This window comes from Thauera sp. K11, assembly GCF_002354895.1.
GTDB lineage: Bacteria > Pseudomonadota > Gammaproteobacteria > Burkholderiales > Rhodocyclaceae > Thauera > Thauera sinica.
This window is the reverse complement of record NZ_CP023439.1, coordinates 2227250-2241248: the sequence shown is the minus strand read 5'-3', so window position 1 is coordinate 2241248 and position 13999 is coordinate 2227250. Positions and strand designations below refer to the sequence as shown.

5 protein-coding genes are annotated in these 13999 nt (G+C 68.9%); 4 read left to right on the top strand and 1 reads right to left on the bottom strand.

Annotated features, from left to right (window positions below; genetic code table 11):
- Positions 1–301: 301 nt before the first annotated feature.
- Complete coding sequence (locus CCZ27_RS09685) at positions 302–1330, bottom strand: AraC family transcriptional regulator (RefSeq protein ID WP_198363308.1); 1029 nt, start codon at positions 1328–1330, stop codon at positions 302–304.
- Positions 1331–1768: 438 nt separating this feature from the next.
- Here CCZ27_RS09685 and antA point away from each other — a divergent pair, with 438 nt between their 5' ends.
- The 4 genes from antA to CCZ27_RS09660 all read left to right on the top strand — a co-directional run bounded on the left by antA (position 1769) and on the right by CCZ27_RS09660 (position 13971).
- Positions 1769–3169, top strand: a complete 1401-nt coding sequence (gene antA, locus CCZ27_RS09680) for an anthranilate 1,2-dioxygenase large subunit (protein ID WP_096447696.1) — start codon at positions 1769–1771, stop codon at positions 3167–3169.
- 4 nt (positions 3170–3173) lie between these two features.
- Positions 3174–3674: an anthranilate 1,2-dioxygenase small subunit gene (antB, locus tag CCZ27_RS09675; protein WP_096447694.1), complete on the top strand. Its 501-nt coding sequence runs from the start codon at positions 3174–3176 to the stop codon at positions 3672–3674.
- Between the two features lie 198 nt (positions 3675–3872).
- Entirely contained in the window at positions 3873–6533 is a 2661-nt protein-coding gene (gene acnA, locus CCZ27_RS09670) for an aconitate hydratase AcnA (protein ID WP_096447692.1), read from the top strand.
- 367 nt (positions 6534–6900) lie between these two features.
- Positions 6901–13971, top strand: coding sequence for a beta strand repeat-containing protein (locus CCZ27_RS09660; protein WP_157748533.1), 7071 nt, complete (start codon positions 6901–6903; stop codon positions 13969–13971).
- The last annotated feature ends 28 nt before the right edge of the window (positions 13972–13999 follow it).

Sequence of the window (13999 nt, the reverse complement as noted above, 5' to 3'; positions counted from 1 at the left end):
GCATCGTTGTGGGGACATAACGGACATTTCCCATCCCCCGGATACCGCGACACGGCAGGGCTGGCGGCGGGGGATGCGTGGAGCGGGCGAGGACTGTCCGAGCCCCGAGCGCAGCGAGGGCGAGTTCCGCAGCCCGCGGAACGCATCCCCCGCCGCCAGACCGGATTCGAGAGACACGCCGAACGGGCGAAGACCGCTCAATCCCCGGACAAAGCGAGCCCGGGTTCCGCACGCATCCCCGCCACCAGCACGCATGCGATCGCCCCGCAGCTCCGGCCGGGCACGCGCGGCGCGTTCCGGCTCATCCCGCCGCCTTGGCCTGATGGCGGCCCAGCGTCTGCGAGGGCGTTTCGCCGAAGAGCTTGCGGTACTCGATCGAGAAGCGGCCGAGGTGGGTGAAACCCCAGTCCATGGCGATGGACGAAACGTTGCCGCTGCCGCGGTCGGTGATGAGCGCGCGGCGCACCTGTTCGAGGCGGAACTTCTTCAGGTAGGCCATGGGCGACATGCCGCAATACTGCCTGAAGCCCTCGAACAGCTTGTAGCGCGACACCCCGGCCACCACCTCGATGTCTTCCAGCGCGAGGTCTTCGCGCGCCTGGGCGTGGATGAAGTCCCGCGCCCGGAGCAGGTAGTGGGGCAGCTTGATCCCGAGCGCCCGTTCAAGCTCCGCAGAATAGTTGCTGGGCTGCGACAGGATCAGGCCCTTGATCAGCGCCTTCTCGAGGTCGCTCGAAAAGACGGCGTTGCCGTAGAGATCGGCGGCCGAACTCTCGAGTTCGCCGATCATGTGGCGCACCATGCGCCACCACGACGCCTGCCGGCCATTGGCCGCATCCATGCCGGGCTCGAACACCAGCGGCTTGTCGACCGGATGCTGCAGCAGTTCCTCCAGCACCTGGCGCACCGCCGGCCGCGGAATGGCGACCAGCATCTTGCGGCAGTTGCCGGCGATGGTGAGTTCCTGCCTGGCGTCGGGCGACACGATCACCCCCGTGTCGTGGTCCGAGACCAGCAGTTCGCCGCGCACCGACAGTTCCTGCTGGCCCGACACCGGCAGGCTGACGCTGTAGCAGTTCAGCGGCGTCTCGGTATCGATGCCGACGGTGACGTCGGTGCCGTACTCGATGAAGCCCATCGTCGTCGACATCGACTTCAGCACGTTGCCCGAGTGCTGGAACTGCAACTGGCCGGGCGAACTCACCTTGAGCCAGTGCGGACCGCAGATGGCGGCCATCCACGAGCGCGCGCCGTCCGGGTCGCGGCGGACGACGCGGATGTCGGGCGTGTCGGTGGATTCGGGGGGGAGGGGAACGATGTGTCTCGGCATCGTGACGGCTGTCCAATCAGGTTCTTATCGGCCGGAATTGCCTCGTACGAGTGAGTCTGCTGCCCACTTCGTTGTAAATCATAGCTTTTTGGCCCGGCAGTGCAATCGGTTCCGGCCGCCGGCCCAAGGCGATCGCACACAAGGTCCCGCAACCGCCCCGATGGCGCGACGCGGCAGGTCTGGCGGCGGGGGATGCGTGGAGCGGGCGAGGACTGTCCGAGCACCGAGCGCAGCGAGGGCGAGTTCCGCAGCCCGCGGAACGCATCCCCCGCCGCCAGACCGGATTCAGGGCCGCCACGCGATCGCTCCCGGCCGGCGGCCCGGCCTTTTCCCGCGCCCGGAAAATGTGGACAGAAATGGCCGACTCTCCGGATAGAGCGCGCCCCGCATCCGGCGTGTAATTGTGCCCGCAGCACACCTGACATGAGGGGACACACCATGGAAACTCAACTCAATACCAAGCGCACCGACGCGGAGTGGCGGGAATACGTCAAGAACTCGTTCGACTTCCGGCCCGCCGACGGCGTCTACCGCATCGCCCGCCAGATCTTCACCGAGCCCGAACTGTTCGATCTCGAGATGGAGATGATCTTCGAGAAGAACTGGATCTACGCCTGCCACGAAAGCGAGATCCCCAACCCGAACGACTACGTGACGATGGTCGCCGGCCGCCAGCCGATGATCATCAACCGCGACGCCACCGGCCAGCTCAATGCGCTGATCAACGCCTGCCAGCACCGCGGCGTCACGCTGGTCCGCACCACCAAGGGCAAGGCTTCGACCTTCACCTGTTCCTTCCACGCCTGGACCTACAAGAGCGACGGCCGCCTGCTGAAGGTGAAGGCGCCGTCCGAATACGTCGAAGACTTCGACCTCGGCAAGCACAACCTCAAGAAGGCCCGCATCCAGAGCTACAAGGGCTTCGTGTTCATCAACCTCGACGCCGAGGGCACCGAGACGCTCGAAGACTACCTGGGCGACACCAAGGTCTTCCTCGACATGATGGTCGCGCAGTCGCCCACCGGCGAACTCGAAGTGCTGCCGGGCCGCTCGCAATACACCTTCGACGGCAACTGGAAGCTGCAGTGCGAGAACGGCCTGGACGGCTACCACGTCAGCACGGTGCACTACAACTACGTGGCCACCGTCAAGCACCGCCACGAAGTCAACGCGCAAAAGGGCAGCAAGGTGGAGGACACGCTCGACTACAGCAAGCTCGGCGCGGGCGATGCGGAGACCGACGACGGCTTCTTCTCCTTCCCCAACGGCCACAGCCTGCTGTTCAGCGACATGCCCAACCCCGCCGTGCGCCCCGGCTACGCCACGATCATGCCGCGGCTGGTGGAGGAATACGGCCAGGCCAAGGCCGAGTGGATGATGCACCGGCTGCGCAACCTCAACATCTACCCGAGCCTGTTCTTCATGGACCAGATCAGCTCGCAACTGCGCGTCATCCGTCCGGTGGCCTGGAACAAGACCGAGATCCACAGCTACTGCATCGGCGTGAAGGGCGAATCCGACAAGGACCGCGAAAGCCGCATCCGCCAGTTCGAGGACTTCTTCAACGTGTCGGGCATGGGCACGCCGGACGACCTCGTCGAATTCCGCGAAGCGCAGCGCGGCTTCCAGGCGCGGCTCGAGCCCTGGAGCGACATCTCGCGCGGCCACCACAAGTGGGTGGAAGGCGAGACGCCCAACAGCAAGGCCATCGGCATCGAGCCGGTGCTGACCGGCACCGAATTCACGCAGGAAGGGCTCTACGTGAACCAGCACGGCGCCTGGCAGCGCTTCATGCTCAAGGGTCTCGACAAGAAACTGCAGATGGCCGAAGAGGAGTAAGCAGATGAACCAGAACATCCAACATGCCGTCGAGCAGTTCCTGTACCGCAACGCCGAACTGTGCGACGCCCAGGAGTGGGATGCCTACCTCGAGATGTTCGACGAGGAAAGCGAGTTCCACGTCCCGCAGTGGTCGTCGGAGCACGAATACACGGCCGACCCCAAGCGCAGCATGTCGCTGATCTACTACGCCAACCGCTCGGGCCTGGAAGACCGCGTGTATCGCATCCGCACCGGCAAGTCCGCCGCCTGCACCCCGATGCCGCGCACCCAGCACATCATCGGCAACGTGCGCGTCGCACCGCTGGCCGGCGGCGCCGACGGCGAGCTGGAAGTCAAGGCCAACTGGTCGACGAACTACTACCGCTTTGCGGTGGCGGGCCACTTCTTCGGCTACGCGACCTACCACCTGAAGCCCGCGGGCGAAAGCTGGAAGATCACCCGCAAGCACGTGGTGCTGCTCAACGACACCATCAACGCCGTGCTGGACTTCTACCACCTGTGATCGCGCCCCGCCTTCCGTCGCGCTGACGGATGCCGGACCGGGCCCCTTCGCCGCCACGCGGCGGACCGGGCCCTTTTTGCCGCCACGCGGCGGACGGGGCCCGCCCACCTTCTTCCCGCCTGCCTACCTATACTGAGACCTTTACCGGCCCCGCGCCGCGGGGCGGTCACACCCGCATCGATCCCGGGAGGTTTCGCCATGAGTACCCGCAACGCAGCCCGAGCAAACCTGGAAGTGGGCGGCCGCAGCTACGCCTACTACAGCCTGAAGTCCCTCGAGCCGGACTATCCGCTCGCCCGCCTGCCTTACTCCATCAAGGTCCTGCTGGAAAACCTGCTGCGCCACGAAGACGGGCAGTCCACCACCCGGGCCGACGTCGAAGCCCTCGCCGGAGCGGATTTCCGCAAGCTCGCGCCGCGCGACATCAACTTCACCCCGGCCCGGGTGATCCTGCAGGACTTCACCGGCGTGCCCTGCGTCGTGGACCTGGCGGCGATGCGGGACGCCATCGCCAGGCTCGGCGGCGACCCGGCCGCGGTGAACCCGCTCTGCCCGGTGGAACTGGTGATCGACCATTCGGTGATGATCGACCACTACGGCAGCAAGGACGCGCTGGACCTCAACGCCAGGATCGAATTCCAGCGCAACCGCGAGCGCTACGCCTTCCTGCGCTGGGGCCAGGAAGCGCTGCGCAACTTCAAGGTCGTGCCGCCCGACACCGGCATCGTCCACCAGGTGAACCTCGAATACCTCGCCCGCGTGGTCTTCGAGAACGACGGCCTGCTTTACCCGGACACCTGCTTCGGCACCGACAGCCACACCACCATGGTCAACGGCATCGGCGTGCTGGGCTGGGGCGTGGGCGGCATCGAAGCGGAAGCGGCCATGCTCGGCCAGCCTTCGTCGATGCTCATTCCCGAGGTGATCGGCGTGCGGGTCACGGGCAGGCTGGCCGAGGGCGCCACCGCCACCGACCTCGTCCTCACCGTGACCGAGATGCTGCGCAAGCGCGGCGTGGTGGAAAAGTTCGTGGAATTCTTCGGCCCCGGCCTGGCCGGCCTCTCGGCCGCCGACCGCAACACCATCGGCAACATGGCGCCCGAATACGGCGCCACCTGCGGCATCTTCCCCATCGACGGCGAGACCCTGAACTACCTGCGCCTGACCGGCCGCAGCGAAGAACAGGTCGCGGTGGTGGAAGCCTATGCCAGGGCGCAGGGGATGTGGTGGACGCCCGACGCGCCCGAAGCCGAATACACCGACGTGCTCCACCTCGACCTGGGCACCATCGTCCCCAGCCTCGCCGGCCCCAAGCGCCCGCAGGACCGCGTGCCGCTGCCGCAGCTTGGCGCCGACTTCCGCAAGGCCCTCGAGGCCGAGCAGGCCCTGCGCCCGTCTTCCGGCCCCGCCACCGTCGACAGCGGCGGCGAACGCTTCGCGCTCGGCGACGGCGCGGTCGTGATCGCCGCCATCACCTCCTGCACCAACACCTCCAACCCCGGCGTGCTGATCGGCGCCGGCCTCCTGGCCCGCAAGGCCCGCGCCCTGGGGCTCGCGAGCCGGCCGTGGGTCAAGACCTCGCTCGCACCGGGCTCCCCGGCCGTCACCGGATACCTCGCCAAGGCCGGTCTGCTGGAAGACCTGGAACACTTCGGCTTCCACGTCGCGGCCTACGGCTGCACCACCTGCATCGGCAACTCCGGCCCGCTGGACGAACCCATCTCCGCCGCCATCCAGCAGCACGGCCTTTGCGTCAGCGCGGTGCTCTCGGGCAACCGCAACTTCGAAGGCCGCATCCACCAGGACGTGCGGATGAACTATCTCGCCTCGCCGCCGCTGGTGATCGCCTTCGCCATCGCCGGCACCACCGACGTCGATCTGACGACCGAACCCGTCGGCACCGCCGCCGACGGCCGCCAGGTCTTCCTGGCCGACATCTGGCCCTCCAACCAGGAGATCCAGGCCGAGGTGGCCCGCTCGGTCACCGCCGAACTGTTCAGGAAGAGCTACGCCGGCGTGCTCACCGGCGACGCGCGCTGGCAGTCCCTGCAGGTCGCCGGCTCGCAGACCTACGGCTGGGACCCGGACAGCACCTACATCCGCCATCCGCCCTACTTCGAGGGCATGACGCCGGCGGCGCCGGGCATCGCCCCCATCCGCGGCGCGCGCTGCCTGGCCGTGCTGGGCGATTCGATCACCACCGACCACATCAGCCCGGCCGGCAGCATCAAGAAGGACGGCCCGGCGGGGCGCTACCTCACCGCGCACGGCGTGCAGCCCGCCGACTTCAACAGCTTCGGCTCGCGCCGCGGCAACCACGAAGTGATGGTGCGCGGCACCTTCGCCAACACGCGGATCAGGAACGCCCTGACGCCGGGTGTCGAAGGCGGCGTGTCGCGCTGCCTCGGCAATGGCGGCGGCCCGGTCGAGCCGATCTACGACGTGGCGATCGAGTACGCCGCCGCCGGCACGCCGCTGATCGTCCTCGCCGGCAAGGAATACGGCACCGGCTCGTCGCGCGACTGGGCCGCCAAGGGCACCCTCCTGCTCGGCGTCAAGGCCGTCATCGCCGAGTCCTTCGAACGCATCCACCGCTCCAACCTGGTGGGCATGGGCGTGCTGCCGCTCACCTTCGCCCAAGGAGAGAACGCCGCCACCCTCGGCCTGGACGGCACCGAGACCTTCGACATCGACGGCCTCGCGCCCCATGCCGCGGAAGTCGGCGTCACCGCCACGCGGGCCGACGGCACCGCCGCCGCCTTCAGGGCAAGGGTCCGGATCAACACCGCCAAGGAATGGGACTACTTCAGCCACGGCGGCGTGCTGCAGTACATGCTGAGGCAGATGGCCGCGTCGTAGGCCGCCTGCGCGTCCCGGCCGGCACGAGGGCGTGACCGGCCGGGGCGGATACCACCCGGCGGATCTTCCCGCCCGCACGCGCGCCGCTACCCGGCCGGCATCGGCCGAACTTGCGGCCGGGCTCGACCCGCCCGCGCGCCAATCCCGCGCGCCGCCACGTTTCCAGGCTCCGGCGCCTCCGCAAGACCCCGGGATAGTCGGGCAGCATCCTGATTTTCCGTTGCCATATGATAGATTCACGCGCTTTGGGCGCGGGCCAGCGTTCGTCCCCGACCTCCCGGCACGCCTGCATGAGCCGGCAAGCCCTCCGCACCGGGCATGGCCTGTGCCGCAACGTGTGCGGAATTCGTGACCAAGGAGATATCCGATGCATTCGGCAACGACTCGTGTCGTATTCATGCTGGCGTGCTGGCGTGCTGGCGTGCTGGCGTGCTGGCGTGCTGGCGTGCTGGCGTGCTGGCGTGCTGGCGTGCTGGCGTGCTGGCGTGCTGGCGTGCTGGCGTGCTGGCGTGCTGGCGTGCTGGCGTGCTGGCGTGCTGGCGTGCTGGCGTGCTGGCGTGCTGGCGTGCTGGCGTGCTGGCGTGCTGGCGTGCTGGCGTGCTGGCGTGCTGGCGTGCTGGCGTGCTGGCGTGCTGGCGTGCTGGCGTGCTGGCGTGCTGGCGTGCTGGCGTGCTGGCGTGCTGGCGTGCTGGCGTGCTGGCGTGCTGGCGTGCTCGGGGCGTGCCTGCGGCACGCCCCGAGCACGCCGCGTCAGGTGCCGCAGTCGCCATGCAATCCATCGCGCATCGAGCACGCTGCCGTAATGCATAGCAAAGGCGCGCCAGACAAGCCCCCGATCTGTTCGCGCCGCCTGCGATCCTTCGCCGCCGGGTTGCCGGCGCTGGCGGCCACGCTGGCGATGTGCCTGTTGACGCCCGTACTTGCGCGGGCGGCGACCATCCCGACCATCGGCTGCAATTCCACCGGCTACCTCTTCAATACCGCCTACAGCGGCAACCCCGCGGGGCCGCCCAAGACCGTTGGCACGCGCGACACCTACTGGGAGGTGAGCCGCGAGATGGAGACGTCCGCCTCCTTCGATCCGCCAACCGGCGGCTGGGAGGACGGCTACGTGGTGTCCCGGATGAACGGGGGATGGGCCGTGTCCCCCTACGGCAACGCGGACTGGATCTCGCATAGCGCCACTGCCCTCGTCGGCGGTACGCCGGCGAGTCCCGACGGCCGGCGCAACTACTGGTACCGCTACCGCTTCAACCTGGATGGGGCGCTCGATCCGTCGCAGTTCTACATGAAGTTGAACTTCTTCGCGGACGACGGCGTCGCCATGGTGTCCGTGAATGGCGTGGATCAGCCGAATCCGAACTCGAACTACTTCGACCTTCAGAATCTCGGCGACGGCACCTACCAAAACTACGCGCCGGGCAGCGGGGCTTACCTGATCCTGGACAGGAACTGGCAGACCGGGCTCAACGAGATCCTGGTGCACGTCGTCGACAGGGGGGCGGTGTCTGCATTCCTGGTGCAGTACGACGGCCAGTCGTCGACGATCTGCACCACGACGGTCACGGTGAACACGGTCAGCCAGGGCGGCACGGGAGGCTTCGCGTACAGCGGCACGAACGGGGTCGCCAACCACGACGTCATCACCACCTCGGCCGGCACGGCCGCCGCGGGCGCGCTGCAGACGCTGGCCGGGTCGAACGGGCAGACGACGATCACGCAGGCGGTGTTTGGCTACGAGCTGAGCGCGGCGTCGTGCACGGGCATGGCGGCCGGCGCGACGCAGACCGCCAACCTCACCAACGCAGCCGTCGGCGACCTGCCGGCGCGCTCGGTGCGCTTCGCGGACGCGGGCAACGGCCGCGACGTGACCTGCACCTTCACCAACAACATCGTCGGCGACGGCGGGGCGCACTGGGACGGCACGGACACGGCGCTGCCCGGCAACGGCAGCGTGCAGGGCGGGGCCGGCAACTGGAATGCGGCGGACACCAACTGGACCGCCGGCAACGGCACCGGCAACGGCAAGTGGGTGGCCAACGGCAAGGCCGTCTTCGGCGTCACCGGCGGGGCGGTGGAAGTGTCCGGCACGCAGGCCATCGGCGGGCTGGACTTCAAGGTCGGCGGCTACAGCCTGACGGGCGGCACGCTCACGGGCGGTCTGCCGACCAACGTGCTGAGTGCCGGCAGCGGCATCGGCGCGACGATCGGCAGCACGCTGGCGGGCGCCAATGCCTTCGAGAAGGCCGGCGCGGGCAGCATCACGCTCACCGGCGCCAATACCTACAGCGGCGGCACCACGGTGAGCGCGGGCTCGCTGATCATCGGCGGCGCCGGCGGCACGCCCGGCACCGGCGGCGTGGCGCTGAGCGCGGCCGGCACGCTGCTCGACTTCACCCGCAGCACCGACCTCGGCTACGCCGGCGTCATCAGCGGCGCGGGCGCGGTGACCAAGTCCACCGCCGACGCCACCCTCACGCTCACCGGCAACAATACCTACACCGGCGCCACCACCGTGAGCGCGGGCACGCTGCAGGTGGGCAACAACACCACCACCGGCAGCCTCGCCAGCGGCAGCGCCATCAGCATCGCCAGCGGCGCCACGCTGGCCTACTACAGTTCGAGCGACAGCACGGGCAACGCCCTCATCGGCAACACCTTCGCCGGCGCGGGCACGCTGCGCTTCAAGGGCAACGCGGCCCAGAACCAGAGTTCCTACACGCTCAGCGCGCCCACCCACAGCCTCAGCGGCGCGGTGGTGGTGGAAAGCGGCGCCCGCTTGACCAGAAGCAACACGGGTGCCCTGGGCACGGCGCCCATCACCATCGAATCGGGCGGGCAACTGTACCTGGGCGGCAGCAGTGCCGACATGACCAGCGCCGTCTCCATCGCCGGCACGGGCTGGAACGAAGCCGCGGGCTACATCGGCGCCTTGCGTGTGGATGGCGGGGCCACGCAGAGCGGCAACGTCACCCTGACCGCCGCGTCGAGCATCGGTACGTTTGCCGGCACCGGCACCATCAGCGGCGTGATCTCCGGCGGCTTCGCGCTGACCAAGCTCCGCGCGGGCACCACCATCCTGACCGGCAACAACACCTACACCGGCGCCACCACGGTGAGCGCGGGCACGCTGCGGGTGGGCAATGGCGGGACGACGGGCAGCATCGCCGCCGCGTCCGGCATCAGCGTGGCCAGTGGCGCCACGCTTGAGTTCTACCGTTCCGATACGCTCAAGATGACGCAGTTCAGCAACGTGTTCTCGGGCAGTGGGCGGTTGAGTTTCCTGGGCACGGGGACCCAGGGGCAGAGCAACTACATCCCGGAGAGCCCGAGCCCGGACTTCGCCGGCACGGTCGTGGTCAAGAACGGCGCGCGGCTGGAACGCCCCGATCGCCTCGGCTCGGCCGCCGTCACCGTGGAATCCGGCGCCACCGCGCTGATCTGGGGCAGCGTGGACGTGGCCAACGGTTTCACCATCGCCGGCAACGGCTGGAACGATCCCCAGGGCTACCTGGGCGCGATCCGCTTCCAGGGCCCCGGCTCGACGCTCAGCGGCAACGTCGCCATGAGCGCCGACAGCCGCATCGCCCTCCACGCCGCCAACGAATCCGGCACCATCACCGGCGCCATCAGCGGCGGCTTCGCGCTGGAGAAGTTCGGCGCCGGCACGCTCACGCTGTCGGGCGCCAACACCTACGGCGGCGCCACCACCGTCAGCGCCGGCACGCTGAAGCTGGGCGCCGACGGCACGCTGCCGGCGGCCACGTCAGCCACCGTCGCCAGCGGCGCCACGCTGAACCTCGACGGCAAGACGCAGACGCTGGCGGGCCTCGCCAGCAGCGGCACGCTGGACCTCGGCACCAACGGCACGCTGACGATCAGCGGCGACAGCAGCATCGGCGCCGTCAGCGGCAGCGGCACCATCAAGGTCACCGGCGGCACGCTGACGCTCACCAGCGCGATCAGCAACACCAGCGTGAAGATCGAACTGGCCGGCGGCACGCTGGCGCTGGGCGCGCTCACCCACGGCATCGGCACGCTCGAAGTGTCGGCCGACAGCACGCTGGACATGAACGCGGGCACCGCCCAACTGACCGTGGCCACGCTCACGCCGGCCGCCGGCAAGCTGCTCACGGTGAGCAACTGGACGGCAGGTACCGACCATTTCTACGCGACGGCCGTGACCGGATCGCCGGCCAGGAGCTTGGTGGATACCGCGCCGCTGAACCAGGTGAAGCTGGGCGGCAACACGGCCGCCGACACCTATTGGAGTGCCGCCAACGAGTTGCTGGCGAGCATCGGCCCGCGCAGCTATTGGGACGGCGCGGCCGCCGACAGCACCAGCGTCGAAGGCGGCGCCGGTACCTGGAGCAGCGCCGGCACGAACTGGACCACCAGCACCGGCAGCCCCAACGGTGCCTGGACGGCCGGGGAGGTGGCCGTTTTCGGCACCACCACCGCGTCCGTCACCGTCAACGTGACCGCGGCGCAGAACATCGGCGGCCTGACCTTCCTGACCGACGGCTACACCCTCACGGGCAGCACGCTCACCGGCACGGCGGCCACCAACTACCTGATCCCCTACCCGGGCGTCTCGGCCACGGTGGGCAACGTGCTGGCCGGCGGCAACGCGTACGAAAAGGGCGGCAACGGCGTCCTCACGCTGACCGGCGCCAACACCTTCACCGGCCCGATGAGCGTGACCGGCGGCGCGCTGCTGGTCGGCCACGCCTCGGCGCTGGGCACCGCGGCCGGCGGCACCACCGTCGGCAGCGGCGCGACGCTGGGCCTGACGGGCGGCATCACCATCGGCGCCGAGGCGCTGACGATCAGCGGCGTGGGCTCGTCCGGCGGCGGCGCGCTGCAGAACGCGAGCGGCAGCAACACCTGGGGCGGCGCCATCACGCTGGGGGCCGACTCGGTCGTCAGCACCGGGACCGGCACGCTGACGCTGTCGGGCGCCATCGGCGGCGCCTACGCGCTCACCTTCGACAGCGCGGGCGACACCGTCGCCGGCGGCGTCATCGGCACCGGCGCGGGCACGCTGACCAAGAGCGGCGCCGGCACCCTGACGCTGAACGCGGCCAACACCTACACCGGCGCCACCACGGTGAGCGCGGGCACCCTCAAGCTGGGCATCAACGGCGCGCTGGCGTCGGCCAGCGCCACCACGGTCACGTCCGGGATGCTCAATATCAACGGCAAGACGCAGACGCTGGCCAGCCTCACCAGCACCGCCGGCACGCTGAACCTGGGCACGGGCGGCACGCTGATCCTCACCGGCGACAGCAGCATCGGCACGGTCACCGGCAGCGGCACCATCAAGGTCACCGGCGGCACGCTGACCCTGGACGCGGGCTTCACCAACACGGACGTGAACATCGAGCTGGCCGGCGGCAACCTGACGCTGGGCGCCAACACCTACAGCATCGGCACCTTCACCATCACCAACGATGCCACGCTGGACATGGCCAGCGGCACCGCCAGCCTGACGGTGGCCACGCTGACCCCGGCCACCGGCAAGCTGCTGACGGTGACCAACTGGACGGCCGGCACCGACCACTTCTACGCCACCGCCATCACCGGCAATCCGGCGAAGGGCACGGTGAACCTTGCACCGCTGAACCAGGTGAAGCTGGGCAGCAACGCGGCCAGCGCCACCTACTGGGCCAGCGCCGGCAACGAACTGCTGGCCAGCGCGGGGCCCTTCACCTACTGGGACGGCCCGGCCGCCAACACGACCAGCATCGAGACCGGCAACGGCACCTGGGACTACAGCACCAGGAACTGGACCACCGGCACCGGCACCCCCAACGGCGTGTGGACCGACGGCAGCGTCGCCACCTTCAACGGGAATTCGACCGAAACCGCCACGCTCGACGCCGACGTCACCATCGCCGGGCTGCACAACCACGCCAACTACCTGACGATCGCCGGCACGGGCAGCCTGACGCTGGGGGCATCGCCGACGGTGTTCTCGACCGGTTCAGGCAACTGCGGTTTCGACAACACGATCGCCGTGCCCGTCAAAGGCACGAACGGCCTGGAGGTTGGCAACGTCATCATGGCGCTCCGTTCGGTCAACACCTACACGGGCGGCACTTCCTTCGGCACCTGCGAATTCCGCATCCAGAACGCCGGTTCGCTGGGTAGCGGCAACTATGCAGGCAACATCAGCAGCGGCGGCGGCTTGTTCAGGTACAGCAGCTCGGCCGCCCAGACGCTGTCGGGCGTGATCTCGGGCAGCGGCGGGCTGACCAAGGACACCTCGGCCGCCTCGACGCTGACGCTGAGCGGCGCCAACACCTACACGGGCGCCACCACGGTGAGCGCGGGCACGCTGGTGATCAGCGGCACGCTGTACAACATCAGCGGCGCGGGCAGCATCACCGTCAACAGCGGCGCCACGCTGCGCTTCGACCGGAGCGACACCTTCGGCGTGCATACCGCGGCGCCCGCATCGACGGTCACCGTCGCCGGCGGCACGGTGGCGAGCAACGACACCTTCAATACCCTGAACAACCTGACCCTGAGCGGCGGCACGCTGACAGCCAACGGCGGTGCCAACGCCGGCTATGGCGCGTTCGCGCTCAAGGGCACGGTGACGTCCACCGGCACCTCGGCGTTCACCGTGGGCACGGGGTCGAACAATTTCATCTTCATCGGCACCAATGCGGCCGGCGGCACCACCACCTTCGACGTCACCAGCGGCACGCTCGGCATTGCCCCCCAACTGGGCGACAACCGCAGCGGCGGCGGCGCGACGGTCGCCAGCAACCTCGCCAAGACCGGCGCCGGCACGCTGACGCTCAGCGGTGCCAACACCTACACCGGCACCACCACGGTGAGCGCCGGTACGCTGAAGCTGGGCGCCGACGGCGCGCTGCCCTCGGCCAGCGCCACCACGGTCGCATCCGGCGCCACGCTGAACCTCGACGGCAAGACGCAGACGCTGGCCAGCCTCGCCAGCAGCGGCACGCTGAACCTGGGCACCGGCGGCGTGCTGACGATCACCGGCAACAGCAGCATCGGCGCCGTGACCGGCAGCGGCACCATCAGGGTCACCGGCGGCACGCTGACGCTGGGTGCGGGCTTCAGCAACACCAGCGTGAACATCGAACTGGCCGGCGGCAACCTGACGCTGGGCGCCAATACCTACAGCATCGGCACCTTCACCATCGCCGACAGCGCCACGCTGGACATGGCCTCCGGTACCGCCAGCCTCACGGCGGCCACGCTCACGCTCGACAGCGGCAAGGCGCTGACCGTGAGCAACTGGACGCGCGGCAGCGACGTGTTCAAGGCCAGCGCCTTCACCGGCGCCACGCGCGACGCGGTCGGCGCCGCGCCGATGAACCAGATCGCGCTGGCTGACGCGCGCCGCGATAATTCGACGCGAGTTGTTGAGATAAATGGCAGAGCGTCGAATTGCGCCTGATGCAATGAAATAACAATCTGCGCAGCCT